Here is a 16,377-nt window from a genome sequence, read left to right on the forward strand (position 1 = left end):
CACAGCTAGCTCGCGCCCTGCCCGACTCGCTCGATGAAGCGCCACAACGCGTCGTCGGTCGAGTACGGCGCGTTGAAACGGAACCAGGCGCTCGGGGCATCGTCGGGACGGAAGTAGGAGCCGGGCGCGAGCCAGATGCCATGCGCAAGCGCGGCGGTCGCCACTTCACCGGCGCGCTCCGCTTCGATCGGCAGCCGCGCCCACAGGAACAGGCCCGCTCGCGGCCGATGAAACAGTTCGAGGCCGAGCGAATCGAGCCGTTCTTCGACCGCCGCATGCGCGAGCTTGAGCCGCTCGTTCACGGCTTCGACGTGACGCGCATAGCGCCCTTCGAGCAGCACCTTGTCGACAATCCGCTCGATCGCTTCCGACGAGGTCAGGCCCACCGCCATCTTCGTGCGCGCCAGCTCGCGCAACACCGCCCGCTCGGCAACCACATAGCCGCAGCGCAGGCCCGGCGTCACCGTCTTCGAAAAGCCGCCAACGTAGAGCACGCGCTGCAAGCCTTCCATGGCGGCAAACAGAGGCGCGCCGGGTGGCGCCAGTTCGCGGCTGACATCGTCTTCGATCACCCACATGCGCTGACGCTCGGCGATCTGCAACAGACGGAACGCCGCCGCCATGCCGAAGGTCGCGCCGGTCGGATTCTGCAGCGTGGTGTTGACGAAAATCGCCTTCGGCTTGTGCTGTGCGACCAGCGCTTCGAGCACGTCGGTATCGACGCCGGCCGGCGTGCGCGGCACCCCATGCACCACCAGCCCCGCCAGCTTGAGAATCTGCAGCAGATTGCAATAACCGGGATCTTCGACGATCACGGCGTCGCCCGCGCGCAGCAACGTGCGGACGATCAGATCCAGCCCTTGGGTCGCGCCCTGCGTGAGCAGCACGTTGGAGACGTCGACCGGCAAACCGCGCCGGTCGAGTTGCTCGGCGATCCGCTCGCGCAGCGGCGCGAAACCGTACGGATGCCCGTAGTCGCCGAGCCGCGCCGCCGGCACCCGGCTCATTGCACGCAGCGCATGCTGCAAGCCCGTCTCGTTGATCCATTCGTTCGGCAGCCAGCCGCCGCCCGCCTTGATCGGCACCGAATGGTCGGCGAACACGTCGGACAGCAGCCAGGTCGCGGTCAGGCTGGGCGGCTGCCAGTCGGTCGGGGCGGCCCGCGCGGACTGCGAGCGTGCCGCCACGCGATAACCGGATCCGCGCCGCGCCACCACGAGGCCCATCGAAACAAGACGGTTGTACGCCTCGGTGACGGTGAAGGTGCTCAGTTCGTGGCTTTGCGCCAACTGCCGCACCGACGGCAACAGCGCGCCGGCGCGCAGCGACTGCGCCTCGATAGCGCGCGTGAAACCCTGCACGACCTGCTCGACGAGCGTGGGAGCGGCGCGCCGGTCGCGCTCAAGTTGTAGTTCGATCATGGTTTGGACTGAGAGGCCGGTCGCGACGGCCGGCTAGGTTGCCAAATAGATGGCCCGATAAAGCATCGAATTGCGTCATTGTGCGATCGACACAGTTATCGCAATTCCACCAACACAGTTAGCACCACACTGCGTCAACTGTTTATGCCGCCATTAAACCGCGAACGCTACAGTTTTGGCTACGCCCCGAAGGAAGTCCCCTTGGGGGACCACTTCGAGGAAAAAACCATGACTTCGCGCCCCGTCATCGACGACCTGTCGTCTTTCTGGATGCCCTTTACCGCCAACCGCCAGTTCAAGGCCGCGCCGCGCCTGCTGGAATCGGCCAAGGGTATGTACTACCGCACCACGGACGGGCGTGAAGTGCTCGACGGCTGCGCCGGCCTCTGGTGCGTGAACGCCGGCCACGGCCGCGACGAGATTGTCGCTGCGATCACCCAGCAACTGTCGACGCTCGACTTCGCGCCGACCTTCCAGATGGGCCATCCGCTGGCATTCGAAGCGGCCACGAAAGTCGCCGAACTGATGCCGAACGGCCTCGACCGGATCTTCTTCACGAACTCCGGCTCGGAATCGGTCGACACCGCCCTGAAAATCGCGCTGGCGTACCACCGTTCGCGTGGCGAAGCTCAGCGCACACGGCTGATCGGCCGCGAGCGCGGCTATCACGGCGTGGGCTTCGGCGGCATTTCGGTCGGCGGCATCGCGCCGAACCGCAAGACGTTTTCCGGCGCGCTGCTGCCGGCGGTCGACCACCTGCCGCACACGCATAACCTTGAACACAACGCGTTTTCGAAGGGCCAGCCCGCATGGGGCGCGCATCTCGCCGACGAACTCGAGCGCATTGTCACGCTGCACGACGCCTCGACGATCGCCGCCGTGATCGTCGAACCGGTGGCCGGCTCGACGGGCGTGCTGATTCCGCCGCAAGGCTATCTGCAGAAGCTGCGCGAGATTTGCACGAAGCACGGCATCCTGCTGATTTTCGACGAAGTGATTACCGGTTTCGGCCGGGTCGGCAAAGCGACCGCTAGCGAATACTTCGGCGTGACGCCGGACCTGATCACGATGGCCAAGGCGATCAACAACGCCGCGATCCCGATGGGCGCGGTGGCCGCAAGCCGCACGATCCACGACACGATCGTCAACAGCGGCGCGCAGGGCGCAATCGAGCTGTTCCACGGCTACACGTATTCGGCCCACCCGGCCGCGGCGGCCGCGACGGTTGCGACGCTCGACCTGTATCGCCGCGAAGGCCTGTTCGAGCGCGCGGCGACGATGGCGCCGAAGTTCGAAGCCGCCGCTCACTCGCTGCGCGGTGCCAAGCATGTGAAGGACGTTCGCAACCTCGGCATGATCGCGGGCGTAGAACTCGAGCCACGCGACGGCGCGCCGGGCGCGCGTGCTTACGAAGCGTTCGTGAAGTGCTTCGAGGCGGGCGTGCTGGTGCGCTTTACCGGCGACATCCTCGCGTTCTCGCCGCCGCTCATCATCGACGAAGAGCAGATCGGACACATCTTCAAGACCGTGGGCGACGTGCTGGCGACGGTGCAGTAAGACGGCTGGAAAGATGCGGCGCGCGTGGATGTTGCGCGCGCCGCATTGCCACTCGGGACAGCGATGCGTACGAGAAGTGCGCGAGCCTAGCCGCGTTACCTGCCGCACGCCCGCTCGGGCGCTACCGTCAGTGGCGCGCTCGGGTCGCTCTGGTGTGCGCTGCCTTCTTCGGCGGCTTCACGGCGACGCCCGCCCGGCGCGCTTCCGACAGGCCGATTGCAATCGCCTGCTTTGCCGATCTGACGCCGCGCTTGCCGGCGCGCACCTTATCGATCTGTTCCTTGACGAATTCCCCGTTGCGAGGGCGCCACCAGTAGCATGGTTAAGCGTCAGGGACGCCCGTTGCAGCGCAGCGAACCTCAGGAAATTGCCCTACAACGCTCGCGCCTGCCGCCTGGACGGCGTATGGTGATGGCAAGGGTCGGCGCCGTGGTCCGACCTGACGGGAGACGTCCATGAAGATACCTACCGTTCGCGCAGGCGCGCATATTGAAGGCGTGCATTGGATCGCCGAGTACGCCGAAGACGTTCACGAGATTCGCGTGTTTCGCGAAGGCCAGGAAGTGGATGTGCATAATGCGCCGTCCACGTTGTTTGGCGATGAGGAAAATGCAGGGTCGAAGAGTACCGCTGATCATCGGGCTGTCGAAGCCGCCGTGCTGGCTTATTTGAGGCGGTTTGTGATTGAGCATGATGCGGAGGAGTAAGCCTTTTGCCTGCCTGGCGTTTTGTAAAAACGCCAGGCAGGCAAAAAACCATCAAAGCCAAAACCACAAAACCACCCCAATGCCGCCGCAAAAGGAAAAAAAACTTAGTCAGCAGGCCTCAACTTCCTAACCTCCGCATCCGACGGCTGCACACTAGCCCCGTCAATATACCGATAGGAAGTCATCACCCCCTTCCCATCCTTGAGACCGGTGACACCGACAAAAGCCCCCATCGTCGACTGATTGTCCTGCGCGCGATAGGTAATCGTCCCGAAGGGCGTCTCCACCCCAAGCCCCTTGAACGCGACCGCCAATTTATCCGAATCCGTCGACCCCGCCTTCCTGATCCCCGCCGCAATCGACATCAGTGCCGAATATCCCACCACCGACCCAAGCCGCGGATAGTCGTGATACTTCGCCTGATACGCATCCACAAACTTCTTGTTCGCCGCCGTATCGATCGAATACCACGGGTAACCCGTGACGATCCAGCCAGTCGGCGCCTCCGCCCCCAGCGGATCGAGATAGTCCGGCTCGCCCGTCAGCAACGACACCACGCTGCGATCCTTGAACAACCCGCGTGTATTCCCCTCGCGCACAAACTTGCCAAGATCGGCGCCGAACAGCACGTTGAAAATCGCATCCGGCTTCGCATCGGCAATCGCCTGCGACACCGCGCCCGCATCGACATTGCCCAGCGGCGTCGCCTGCTCGGCGACAAACTGCACATCAGGCTGCGCCGCCGTCATCAGCTTCTTGAACGTCGCCACCGCCGATTGCCCGTACTCGTAGTTCGGATACACGAGCGCCCAGCGCTTCTTCTTCAATTTCACCGCCTCGGGCACCAGCATCGCCACCTGCATATACGTCGAAGGACGCAGACGGTACGTGTATTTGTTGCCGTCGGCCCAAACGATCTTGTCAGTCAACGGCTCGGCAGCAAGGAAGAAAATCTTCTTCTGCTTCGCGAAGTCGGTCAGCGCGAGACCCGTGTTCGACAGGAAACCGCCGAATAGCAATTGCACCTGCTCGCGTGCAATCAACTCCTGCGCGACGCGGATCGTGTCGCCCGGATTGCCGTTGTCGTCGCGCGACACCACTTCGAGCTGTTTGCCGAGTACGCCACCCGCCGCGTTCACCTGGTCGAGCGCAAGATTCCAGCCGTTCTTGTAAGGCCCGAGAAAGGCAGGTTGCGCCTTGTAGCTGTTGATTTCACCGATCTTGATGGTCTGCTGGGCGCTCGCACCGAAGGCAGCAAGCGATAGAACCGTTGAAACCGTAAGGCGAGAGATCCATCCTGCGCGCGTGGTCATGCGTTTCTCCGTTATCAAAAGGATTGCGGGAATGCGGTCGTTCTTATCGAGCGTTCAAGCGTCTCGCGATTCGTTCGGCGAGCCGTGCTGCGAGTTGTGCTGCGAGTTGTGTTGCAAGCCGTGTTGCGATCCGTGCTGCGAATTGTGCTGCAAGTGGTGCTGCGAGCGATGCGGCAAACCGTGCCGCAATGCGTGTTGCAATTTCACTCGGCCCGCGACGTCGCGCGGATTCTGGCGACGCTCGCCGCGACGTCCTGCCATGCCGGCTTGCCGCCGGCGAATTGCTGACGCAGGTATGACACGAGTTCGGCGACCTGGGCGTCGTTGAAACTGTCGCGGTAAGCCGGCATCGTACCGAGTTCGGGGCGCGCAGGCGAGCCGATACCATCGAGAATCACGCGAATCAGATTATCAGGTGTCGTGCTGTGCAGATTCGTGTTAAGCGCCAGCGACGGATGCGCACCAAACAATTGCGGCCCGCTGCCAGTGTGATGACAGACGGCACACGCGCCGTCGAAGAGACGTGCACCCAAGCCTGTTGCCGTACCCGTCATCGTGCTGGCCTGCTCGTATTGACGCGCCGTCGCCACCGGATCCGCGTTGGCCTCCAGGGGACTCAAAGACGCCAGATACGTCGCCATCGCGCGAATATCGCTGTCGGGCAATGCCGTCAGATCGCTGACGACCGGCGCCATCGGCCCGGCCGCGACACCATGCAGCGGCGCGTGACCGTAGCGCAGATAGCTGAAGAGTTCGTCTTCGCTCCAGGGGACGGGCGCGTTGGAAAGCGTCGACAGCGCAGGCGCTTCCCACCCTTCCGCCATGCCGCCACCCATGAATGCGGGACCGGTTTTCTCGGCGCCGAATGCATTGCGCGGGGTATGGCATGCGCTGCAATGGCCGAGGCCGTTCACGAGATACGCCCCGCGATTCCATTGCGCACTCTGGGTCGCGCTCGCGGCAAACGTATTGCGTCCGAGGAAGAGCCCGTTCCATGCGGCCATCAACGGACGCACCCTGAACGGATACGCAAGCTTCGTTTCCGGTGGACGGGAACGCACCGGCGTCTGCGCCATCAGGTACGCGTAGAGCGCTTTCAGATCGTCGTCGGAGGTGTTTTTGAACGACGTGTATGGAAACACGGGATACAGACGATGCCCGTCGCGGCTGATACCTCGCCGCATCGCCCGCACGAATGCGTCGAGCGACCATGTGCCGATGCCCGTCTGTCCATCGGGTGTGATGTTGGTGCTGTAGACGGTGCCGAATGGCGTATCGAGCGCTTTGCCGCCCGCGTTCGGCACGCCGTTGTGCGCGGTATGGCAAACCGCGCAATTGCCCAGCGACGCGAGCAGTTTGCCGCGTGCCACCAGTTCGGGCGCGAACGCGCTCGCGCGAAGTGGCGCAATCGGCGCCATGGCTTGCGGCGCCATGGCCACTGCGCCCAGCCAGCCGGCCGCGCCTGCGGCGATTGCGCCGAGAAAGCCGAGCCGCCAGCGCTTCTTTTTGCGCGCAGCCGCCTCTTCCGCTTGCGCATCGGCGAGCGCGGCGCGAATCGTCTCCGGCGTGAACGGCGGCCTGCGAAAACGCACACCGGTCGCGTCATACAACGCGTTGGCGATCGCGGCGGCGCCAGGCAGCGACGCCGATTCGCCAGTGCCCATTGGCGGCTCGCCGTGGCGCGGCATCATCACGACGTCGATCACCGGCACTTCGCGAAACGTCAGGATCGGATACGCGCCCCACTCCTGGCTCGTCACCGCGTTCTCGCCGAACGTCACGCGCTCTTTCAGTGCGCGGCTGGTTGCCTGAATCACATTGCCGTGAATCTGATGACGTACGCCGTCGGGATTCACCATCGTGCCGGTGTCCTGCCCGACCACCACGCGCGTCACGGCAAGCTCGCCGCTCTTGCGATTGACTTCGACGTCGGCGATCCACGCGGACCATGCCGCGCCGAAGCCGGGAAACTTGCTGTGCACGTAGCGGGCGTAAGCGAAGCCTCTGCCGCGCGCGACGTCGCCGTCTTCCTGAGCCGCCTCTTTCAAAGCGACAGTACGAGGTTGCCAGCCGGCTTTTTCAGCCACTGCCTTGACGAGATCGATCGCGCGCGGATCAGTGAGATGTTTCAGCCGAAACTCAACGGGATCGACGCCCGCTTGCGCCGCGAGTTCGTCGATGAAGGACTCGTGCGCGAACGTGTTCGGCAAGGCGGACACGCCTCTTAGCCAGGACGCGCGCACGATCGGCGGCGTGTCGTCGCAGACAATGCGCATGCTTCGGTAGTCGTACGGCGGCACGGACGTGCGATCGCCCATTTCGAATACTTGCGGCTGCGCGGAAATGGTTCCGGTGAGCAGCAACGCCAACGTCGGGGCGTCGTTCGATGGATAGCGCGTCGCGAAGTCGTATGCCGCGAGCCCGCCCTCTGCATCTAAAGCGCCGCGCACATCCATCAATTGCGCAGCGCCTTTGGGCTCCCATGCATGCTCGTCTTCGCGCGATAGTTGCACGCGCACCGGACTGCCGGTGGCGCGCGATAGCAACGCGGCGTCGGCGGCGACATCGTCCGCGCAATTGCGGCCATAGCAACCTGCCGCGTCCATGCGCACGATTTCGATGTGCGCTTCATCCAGCGCCAGCAGCAAGGCGAGGTCGGCACGCAGCGAATGGGGATTCTGCGTGCCCGACCAGACCTTCAGCTTCGCATCCCGGTAGTCGGCCACCGCGCACGAGGGTCCAATCGACGCATGCATCTGAAACGGCCATACATAGGTGCGTTCCAGCGTTCGAGCAGGGTCTTTCGCGAGGGCGGCGTCGATATCGCCCTCGATCACCAGATCGCGCCGTTTAGCCGGATTGGCTCTTAGCGCGGCTTCCACTTCCGCGCTGGTTTCGAGCGGAGGCAAACCCTCGACTGCTTTCCACTGCACATTCAACCGCTTCACCGCCTGCTGCGCGACCTCTTCGCGCTCAGCCACGATGCCGACGAAATCGCGGATCACCACGACCTTGACGATGCCTGGCAAATCGCCGATGGAATGTTCATCGACATGCAGCAGGCTATTGCCGATGAACTCGCCCTGCGCGACACCCGCATAAGGCGGCCGCACGACGCGGCCGTGCAGCATGCCCGGCACGCGCACGTCGTGCACGAAACTCAATTCGCCCGTGGCTTTCGCGGGGATATCGACACGCGGCGAACTCTTGCCGACAATCTTGTACGCGTCCGGCGATTTCAAAGGCGCGTCATGGGAGAGCGTCAATTCGATGCGCCGCCCGGCGATCAACTCGCCGTAGCCAATGCCCTTTTTGGCGTCGTCGCGCTGAAAGACCACACCGTCTCGCACGTCGAGTTGCTCTGCGCTTACGTTCAGACGCGCGGCCGCTTCCGCCAGCAGAAACTGCCGCGCTTGCGCCGCTGCATGCCGTAACGGCACGGCCGACATCTGGATCGTCGCGCTTGCAATCGTGGGCCCCTGATTCGGCGCTTCGTTCGTGTGTCCAAGCACGATCGATACGCGCGTCAACGGCACGTCGAGTTCTTCCGCGACGATCTGCGCGAGCGCCGTGCCGATGCCGGTACCGAGATCGACGTGGCCGTTGAACGCGACCACACTGCCGTCGTCGCGCACGACGAGAAACAGGTCCGCTTCCGTCGGCACGAACGTGGACCGCGATCCCGGCTGCCCAACCGCGGCTCGCACCGGCGCTTGTGGCGGCCGCGTGACGATCAGCACATTCTGCGCGTCATGGAACTGCCGCCTCGACGGCGGCGCGGCCCGGCGATCGACACTCAAATCGGGTCCCGTCATGCGCGCGCTCCTTGATCCAGCACCGGTTGCTCGGCAAGCAAAACCGCTGCGCGCTGCACCGCGCGCACGATCTCGACATGCGTGCCGCACCGGCAGAGGTTGCGCGACAATTCCCGCCGAATCGTCTCGACACTCGGATGCGGATCGCGATCGAGCAACGCTTTGGCGGTCATGATCATGCCGTTCAGGCAATAGCCGCACTGGGCGGCCTGCTCTTCGATAAAGGCCTGTTGCACCGGATGCAGCGCAGCACGCGCACCCAGTCCTTCGAGCGTGGTGATCTCACGTCCCAAGGCAACCTTCGCTGTCGTTACGCACGAACGCGTCGGCATGCCGTCGAGCAACACCGTACACGCCCCGCATTCGCCAAGGCCGCAGCCGAATTTGGGACCGTTCAACGCGAGGTCGTTACGCAGCAGATAAAGCAGTGGCGTGTCGGCGGCGGCGCTGACAAGATGCGTCGCGCCGTTGACGTGCAGCGTAAGAGGCGCCGGGCGGTTCATGGCAATGCCGGCCACGCGGCACGGCGCGCGTTCAAAACACCACCGGCACTTCAGTCGCCGGTGGCGTATTGCGGCTGCGCCGGCAGCGGATCAAACCGTCGATCATCACCATGCCGACGCCGGGAATATCGCCGAGCTGCACGCTTTCCAGCAACGTATCGGCCGCCGTGTGCTGTGCACGGTCCATGAAGACGAGGTCGGCGGGACGGCCCACTTCGATCAGCCCTTGCCGCAGATTGCGCTGCCGCGCGGTATTGCCGGTCGCGAAGCAGAAAGCGATTTCCGCGGGGACATCGGCGAGACTGGAGATCAGCGCGATCATCCGCAGAATCCCGAGCGGTTGCACGCCGGAGCCCGCCGGGCTATCGGTGCCGAGAATGATGCGATGCGGGCACTTCAATTCGACCGCATGACGTGCGGTGAGCAAGGCGATCCGTTCGTTGCCGTTGTGAACGATCTCCAGCGCGCGGCTCGATTGCTCGCACAGATCGCATACATGCCGATAGGAAAGCGACGTGTGGCCGCCGTTGATATGGCCGATCACGTCCGCATCGGCGGCGAGCACCACGTCCCTATCGATCAGACCCGAGCCGGGAATCGACGGGCCGCCCGTGTGAATCGTGCTTTGAATACCGTACTTGCGCGCCCACGCGACCATCTGCGCCGCTTCCTCGCCGCCCTTCACGCTGCCGAGCCCCACTTCGCCGAGCAGCTTCACGCCCGCTTCCGAGAGCTCCTTGAAGTCCTCCTCGACCATGCCCTTCTCGATCACCGGCGCACCCGCCATGACTTTCACACCGCCACCGACACCCGCGCCACGCATTCCTTCAAACGAACGTTGAGCGGTAATAGCAAGCGCCTTTACACCGAGCACGTCTTTCGGACGGCCGGGCAAATGCACTTCGCCGGCAGAGATCATGGTCGTCACGCCGCCGTTCAGGTTCGATTCGATCCAGCCCATCTGATTCTGCCGCGGCGTCCAGTCGCCGAACACCGGATGCACGTGCGAATCGATCAGGCCCGGGGCGACCGTGGTGCCTTTGCAGTCAACGGTCGTCCGCGCGCCTTCGAGGTCGCAATCCGCCTCCTTGCCGATCGCGACGATCACGCCGTCGTCGATCACCAGCGTGTCGGCGTCGAGAATCGGCTGGTCGATGTCGCCGGATAACAGCAGACCGATGTTCGTTACGGCGACCTTGCCCGACAAGCCTGTCAACGTCTCTGCTGCCATCTGCCTCTCCTTTCGCAACGGTTCGCAACGACTGCCCGGCGCCGTGTGTGTGCGTACCCTGCACGCCTCGTGCGCCGGTGGAATCACACACTCAGATAAGCGCGCCTCACTGTTTCGTTCTTTGCGAGTTCGCCGATCGTGCCGCTAAAGCGGATCTGTCCTTTCTCGAGGACGTACGCGCGGTCGCTGACCAGCTCGGCGAAATGCAGATTTTGTTCGGACAACAGAATCGACAGCCCTTCGCGCTTGAGTTCGAGAATCATGTTCGCCATCTGCTCGACAATCACGGGTGCGACGCCCTCGGACGGTTCGTCGAGCAGCACCAGATACGGATTGCCCATTAGCGTGCGCGAGACCGTAAGCATCTGCTGCTCACCGCCGCTCATCTGGCCGCCTGGGCGTTTCGGCATTTCGCCAAGATTGGGGAACAGGCGGAACAGCTTTTCCGGCGTCCATTGCGGCGCGCCTTCGCGTGGCGGCTGGCGGCCTGTATCGAGGTTTTCCATCACCGTCAGATCCGAGAACACGCGACGGTCCTCGGGAACGAAACCCATGCCCATGCGCGCAATTCGATACGGCTGCAAAGCCGTAATGTTTTGCCCGCGAAAATGTACCTCTCCTTGACGGCGCGGCAGCAACCCCATTACCGCTTTCATCGTCGTCGATTTGCCGGCGCCGTTGCGGCCCATCAGCGCGACGACTTCGCCGCGGCCGACTTCGAGGCCCACGTCGAACAGGATGTGCGCGCGGCCATAGAACGCATTGAGGCCCGAGACTTTCAGCATCGGCTCGCTCATTGCAGCGCTCCTTGTCCTTGATGGCCGCCGGCCGCTTCGTGCAGCGGCGCGCGTGGCTGGAACGTCTTGCCGGTGCCGAAATAGACCTCCTGCACGCGTGCGTCGTTGCGGATCGCTTCGGCGTCGCCCCCGGCGATCAGCTTGCCACGCGCGAGCACGATCATGCGATCGGCGTACGCGAATACAACGTCCATGCTGTGCTCGGTAAAGAGCACGCCGATTTTGTGCTCGGTGACGAGACGCCTGGTCAGCGCCATCAGCGCGTTGCGCTCCTTTGGCGCCATGCCGGCCGTGGGCTCGTCCATCAGCAGCAGCTTCGGGCGGTTTGCCAGCGCGATCGCGAGTTCAACGCGTTTGACGTCACCGTATGCGAGCACGCCGCAGGCGCGGTGCGCGTCGGCGCCCATGCCGACCTGTTCGAGCAGCGCCATGGCTTCATCGGCGTAGCGCGAACCCGCGGGTTTCCACAGACCGAAGGTCTTGCGTTCGCGCGAGACGAGCGCCATCTGCACGTTCTCGCGCACGGTCATCGAATTGAAGGTCGCGGCAATCTGAAACGTGCGGCCGACGCCCAGCCGCCAGATGTCGCGTGGCCGCATGCCGACCAGTTCGTGATCGTCGAGACGAATCGAACCGGACGACGGCCGCAGTTGCCCGTTGACCATGTTGAAGCAGGTCGACTTGCCAGCGCCATTCGGACCCAGCAGGGCCAGCAGTTGACCCGCTTCGAGATCGAAGGAGACATCGTCGACCGCTTTCAGCCCGCCGAACGACTTGGAGAGGCCGGAGACGCGCAGCAAGCTCATAGCCCCTCCTTGATCGCCGTGCCCTGCGATGGCGATGGAGTGCGCTCTTCAGCCTTATCCACCGTATCGTCGCCAAAACGCTCGCGAATGAAACCGACGATGCCCTGCGGAAACGCAATCACCAGCAGCAGAATCGCGAAACCCAGCAACGCCTGCCAATAATCGGTTTGCCGCGCGACGGTGTCCTGCAGCCAGGTGAACACGGCGGCGCCGACGATCGGGCCGGTCAACGTCTGCAAGCCGCCGAGCAGCACCATCACGAGGCCATCCACCGAGCGGCTCACGCTGATCACCTCCGGCGAAATCGTCCCCTTGGAGAAGGCATAGAGCGATCCGGCAAGCCCGCAAAACAGCGACGCCACGACGAAGGCCGCCCACTGCACCCGTTTCACGTCGATGCCGATCGCCTCGGCGCGCAGCACCGAATCGCGCGAGGCCCGCATTGCGTAGCCAAGCGGCGAGAACAGCATCTTGCGCAACAGCCCCACACCGGCCACAGCGCAGGCGAGCGTCAGATAATAAAAAGCCACTGGCGACGACAACCAGTTCGACGGCCACAAGCCAAGAATGCCGTTACTGCCGCCCGTCACGTCGTCCCACTGGAACACCACCGACCAGACGATCTGCGCGAACGCGAGGGTTAGCATCGCGAGGTAGACACCCGAGAGCCGCACGCAAAACCAGCCGAACACCAGCGCGCCCGCCACCGCGAGCAAGGGGCCGAGCAGCAACGCGGCTTCCATCGGCAGATTGAGGACTTTGAGAAACAATGCGGCGCCGTATGCGCCCAGCCCAAAGTACGCCGCGTGGCCGAACGAATGCATCCCGCCGGGGCCCATGATGAAATGCAGACTCGTCGCGAACAACACGGCGATCAGGATTTCAACCAGCAGCACAGGCATGTAGGGAAACGCATTGGCCGCCAGCGGCGCGAGTAGCAGCACCAACAAAGCGATTGCCGCCAGCCACTTCAGACGCTTGCCTGCAGGCCTCAATGGCGCTTCAGGCGCAGCCATGCCACGCACCGCGGCACTCGCCTTCCCTAACAAGCCCCAGGGCCGCACCACCAGCACGACTGCCATCACGACGAATTCTGCAACGAGCGTAAAGCGGCTCAACGACAAGTCGATACCGAACACCGACACATGGCCGATGCCGATGCATAGCGCCTTGATCTCGGCGATCAGCAAGGCCGCGACGAACGCGCCCGGAATCGACCCCATGCCGCCGACCACCACGACGACGAACGCATTGCCGATGGTCTCCAGATCCAGCGACAGATTCGCCGACATCCGCGGACCTTGCAGCGCACCGCCCAAACCGGCGAGAAACGCGCCGACGAAAAACACGCCGGTGAACAGCCATGCCTGATTGATGCCGAGTGCGCCGAGCATCTCGCGATCCTGGGTCGCGGCGCGCACTAGCGTGCCCCAACGCGTACGCGTCAACGCGTACCAGAGCAGCAGCAACACCACCGGCCCGATCACGATCAGTGCGATATCGTAGGTCGGCAGCGGATGGCCGAGAAAATCGACCGCGCCTGCCAGATGCGGCGCACGCGGTCCGAACAGGTCTTCCGGACCCCACAACCACAGCGCGGCGTCGCGAAAGATCAGCACCAGCGCGAATGTCGCCAGCAGGTGAAACAACTCGGGAGCCTGGTAGATGCGCCGTAACACGATCATTTCGACCAGCGCGCCGAGCACCGCAACCACCAGAGCGGCAGCCAGCACCGACAGCCAGAATCCACCCGCCGTATGGCCGAAACGGCTCGCGATGCTATACGCGACATAGATGCCGAACATATAGAACGAGCCGTGCGCGAAGTTGACAATGCGCGTCACGCCGAAGATCAGCGACAAACCGGCGGCGACGAGAAACAGCGTCGACGCGTCGGCGAGTCCGTTGACCAGCTGTACCAGCAAATTCGAAAGCATCGCGACCCTTGAAATAACTCAGCGCAAACCGTCTTCACCCTTGATCTCATTCACCTGCAACCCGCCGATGCGCGGCAGCGGCCGGCCCGAGGCCGTCACCGCGACGGCTACGACAATTTCATTCGCGCGCGGCGCGTCCGATACCCGCGCCTCGATGGCGTCGAAATGGCTGCGCACGAAAGCGGCGTCCTTGTGACCCAGCGGGACATCGATCGCGGTGCCGAGCGTACCCATTTTTTTCGCCGACGGCACCAGCGCCGCGCCCTTCTCGACTGCTACCCGCAGCGGAGCGCCGAGCTTGGGGTGCAGAATCGCCGCCGCATGCTCGAGTTCACCTGCTTCGCCGACGATCGCCGCCTTGCCGTAGCTTTGCGCGTCGCCCGGTTTGATGCCTAGCGCTTCTACGCATTTGCTGCCGAGCAACGCACCCAGTTCCTCACCGGCTTCGATCAGCGCGTCCAGCCTGGCCTCGTAACGGCCCGCATAGGGATTGTCGATCACCGCAATCGCGACTGCACGGCGTGCCGGCGGCTCGATAGTCTGCCCCATTTCGATGCGCGTTTCATCGACCTGCACGACCAGCTTGCGAAGCTTGATTGCCATTTCGATCTCCGTGTTTCGATGCATGTTCTGCTTAGTGTTCTACTTACTCGCCGCAACGCAATGCTTCAGCTCCGCGCTTCGACTCATTGTTTCGTTGCAATGCTTCAGCGCATTGCGTGGCTCAAGCGCCGCTCAGCGCAAGCCGTCCTTGCCGACAATCGCCTCTTTCGCCAGCCCGCCGACACGCGCATGCACGCGCTGTCCGGTGCTCATCACGAGGATATACACCAGTTCGTCCGCGGCGGGCGCACCGGGCACACGCACTTCGATCGCGTCGAAATGGCTGCGCACGTAGCTCGCGTTGACATGCGTCAGCGGCACATCGAGCGCGGTGGACGGCGCACCGACTTTCTTGGTCGACGGCACGATCGCATGGGTCGGCACGCCATTTTTCTCCAGCAATTCGCGCATCGCATAGCCGCCGGGGACATGCCACAGCGCGCCATGCTCGAGTTCGCCACGCGAGCCGACGATGGCGCCCTTGCCGTAGCTTTCGATCGACGCGTGCGGTACGGCCATCGCCGCCAGCAGCCGTTGCGCCATGTCGAAGCCGATCGGCTTGAGCGCTTCCATGGCGTGTTCGATTCTGGCTTCGTAGCGGCCGGCGAACGGATTCGTCATCACCGCGGCAATCGCGCCGCGCCGCAGTGGCTGGGCGGGCGCGGGGCCGAACTCGTGGAAAATGTCCTCGACGTGCGTCAGCACGCGGCGTATCTCGAACACGGGGCCTCCGTTGTTATCTGGGCGCGCTGCGCAAACAACGCGCCATTCCGACAGGTACCACCGGCCACACGCACCCGCCCTTGCAGGAACAGCGCGGCGCCTTCGATCAAACCTTGTTCCTGTAATCGCTGCGCCGCGTCGACACCACGCGCCAGCGCGAAATCAATCAACGGTTGCGGCAAGGACGGCACGTCGACGGTCACGAGCATGTCACCAAGATCGCTATCGTCCTTCAACGAGGAAGCCGGCCTGCGTACGATGCCCGCATGGTCCAGATCGACGGCGTTGGCGATCATCGTCGCGGCAGCATCGGCGGTGGCGGCGTTGCGGGCGAGCACCGTCACGCTGTCGGCAATGCCGAGGCTGAAGCTGCGCCCGCGCCAGCCGCTCGTCGCGACGCCGCGAGTTGGCATGACGGCGTCGAGCGTCAGGTTTGCGTCTAAAGTTTGATCGCCTGACAGCCTTGCGCCGGACAATGCCGCCAGATCGGCGAACACGCCTACGCGGTACTGCTGTCTTTCGGTCAAATAGAGTGCGATGTCGCCGCCGTTGTTGATAAAGGCGCGCGATATGCCTTCACGCGCGAACGCCGTGATCAATTCGTCCGCGACGCTGCCTGCAACGGCCGCCATCGGCGTGATGTAACGCGCGCGGTGAGGATGACATGCGCTCCACATGCGGCGGCCAACTGGGCCTTTCAGCGCGCAGTCACCCTGCGCCGCGTTGCTCGGCACAGGTTGCCGAAGCAGCGCCAACTCGCCGACCAACTCAGGCAATACGTCTACAAAGCGCGCCCAGCAAACCTCGTACGCGGCCTGCACCGCCGAGGGCTCGCCGTCCGCGCCGAGGATCAGATCGATCGGCCCATGCTGCCAATGCCAGCGGGCCACGTCGAGTGGGGTGCGGGTTGCGTTGTTCATTGTGCTCGTCGCGCTCGTTGTGCTCGTTGTGTCGCTCATGGTGT

Annotated in this window: 13 protein-coding genes and 1 pseudogene; 2 read left to right on the forward strand and 12 right to left on the reverse strand. The window is 63.8% G+C overall.

What is annotated here, in order from left to right:
* Positions 1 to 5: 5 nt before the first annotated feature.
* Entirely contained in the window at positions 6 to 1,421 is a 1,416-nt protein-coding gene (locus AYM40_RS31800; protein ID WP_063499959.1) for a PLP-dependent aminotransferase family protein, read from the reverse strand.
* Between the two features lie 228 nt (positions 1,422 to 1,649).
* Here AYM40_RS31800 and AYM40_RS31805 point away from each other — a divergent pair, with 228 nt between their 5' ends.
* A complete protein-coding gene (locus AYM40_RS31805; protein ID WP_063500842.1) occupies positions 1,650 to 2,978 on the forward strand; it encodes an aspartate aminotransferase family protein in 1,329 nt (442 codons plus the stop codon).
* A 133-nt stretch (positions 2,979 to 3,111) separates the two neighbouring features.
* Here AYM40_RS31805 and AYM40_RS42940 read toward each other — a convergent pair.
* Positions 3,112 to 3,273, reverse strand: a pseudogene (locus AYM40_RS42940) (DUF6496 domain-containing protein); the annotation flags it as partial.
* A gap of 160 nt (positions 3,274 to 3,433) precedes the next feature.
* Here AYM40_RS42940 and AYM40_RS31810 point away from each other — a divergent pair.
* Complete coding sequence (locus tag AYM40_RS31810) at positions 3,434 to 3,685, forward strand: hypothetical protein (protein ID WP_063499960.1); 252 nt, start codon at positions 3,434 to 3,436, stop codon at positions 3,683 to 3,685.
* 104 nt (positions 3,686 to 3,789) lie between these two features.
* Here the strand turns inward: AYM40_RS31810 and AYM40_RS31815 are convergent, their stop codons facing one another.
* The 10 genes from AYM40_RS31815 to AYM40_RS31860 all read right to left on the reverse strand — a co-directional run bounded on the left by AYM40_RS31815 (position 3,790) and on the right by AYM40_RS31860 (position 16,372).
* Positions 3,790 to 4,998 (reverse strand): ABC transporter substrate-binding protein, encoded by a 1,209-nt coding sequence (locus AYM40_RS31815; protein WP_063499961.1) that lies wholly within the window; start codon positions 4,996 to 4,998, stop codon positions 3,790 to 3,792.
* Positions 4,999 to 5,201: 203 nt separating this feature from the next.
* Positions 5,202 to 8,813 carry a molybdopterin cofactor-binding domain-containing protein gene (locus AYM40_RS31820; protein ID WP_063499962.1) on the reverse strand — a complete coding sequence of 1,204 codons (3,612 nt, stop codon included), beginning with the start codon at positions 8,811 to 8,813 and terminating at the stop codon, positions 5,202 to 5,204.
* Complete coding sequence (locus AYM40_RS31825) at positions 8,810 to 9,316, reverse strand: (2Fe-2S)-binding protein (RefSeq protein ID WP_063500843.1); 507 nt, start codon at positions 9,314 to 9,316, stop codon at positions 8,810 to 8,812. The genes AYM40_RS31820 and AYM40_RS31825 overlap by 4 nt, the downstream gene beginning before the upstream one ends.
* Positions 9,317 to 9,347: 31 nt before the next feature.
* Complete coding sequence (locus AYM40_RS31830; protein WP_063499963.1) at positions 9,348 to 10,547, reverse strand: amidohydrolase family protein; 1,200 nt, start codon at positions 10,545 to 10,547, stop codon at positions 9,348 to 9,350.
* An 83-nt stretch (positions 10,548 to 10,630) separates the two neighbouring features.
* The gene (locus AYM40_RS31835) at positions 10,631 to 11,344 is read right to left on the reverse strand and encodes an ABC transporter ATP-binding protein (protein WP_063499964.1); all 714 of its coding nucleotides are present in this window, start codon (positions 11,342 to 11,344) and stop codon (positions 10,631 to 10,633) included.
* A complete protein-coding gene (locus AYM40_RS31840) occupies positions 11,341 to 12,150 on the reverse strand; it encodes an ABC transporter ATP-binding protein (RefSeq protein ID WP_063499965.1) in 810 nt (269 codons plus the stop codon). Before AYM40_RS31840 ends, AYM40_RS31835 begins: the two co-directional genes overlap by 4 nt.
* Positions 12,147 to 14,087 carry an ABC transporter permease gene (locus tag AYM40_RS31845; RefSeq protein ID WP_063499966.1) on the reverse strand — a complete coding sequence of 647 codons (1,941 nt, stop codon included), beginning with the start codon at positions 14,085 to 14,087 and terminating at the stop codon, positions 12,147 to 12,149. Before AYM40_RS31845 ends, AYM40_RS31840 begins: the two co-directional genes overlap by 4 nt.
* Before the next feature lie 18 nt (positions 14,088 to 14,105).
* Positions 14,106 to 14,690, reverse strand: a complete 585-nt coding sequence (locus tag AYM40_RS31850; protein ID WP_063499967.1) for an amino acid synthesis family protein — start codon at positions 14,688 to 14,690, stop codon at positions 14,106 to 14,108.
* A 132-nt stretch (positions 14,691 to 14,822) separates the two neighbouring features.
* Complete coding sequence (locus AYM40_RS31855) at positions 14,823 to 15,413, reverse strand: amino acid synthesis family protein (protein WP_063499968.1); 591 nt, start codon at positions 15,411 to 15,413, stop codon at positions 14,823 to 14,825.
* Positions 15,389 to 16,372 carry a UPF0280 family protein gene (locus tag AYM40_RS31860; RefSeq protein ID WP_236721010.1) on the reverse strand — a complete coding sequence of 328 codons (984 nt, stop codon included), beginning with the start codon at positions 16,370 to 16,372 and terminating at the stop codon, positions 15,389 to 15,391. The genes AYM40_RS31855 and AYM40_RS31860 overlap by 25 nt, the downstream gene beginning before the upstream one ends.
* Between the last annotated feature and the right edge of the window lie 5 nt (positions 16,373 to 16,377).

This window comes from Paraburkholderia phytofirmans OLGA172 (genome assembly GCF_001634365.1).
Taxonomy (GTDB): Bacteria; Pseudomonadota; Gammaproteobacteria; order Burkholderiales; family Burkholderiaceae; genus Paraburkholderia.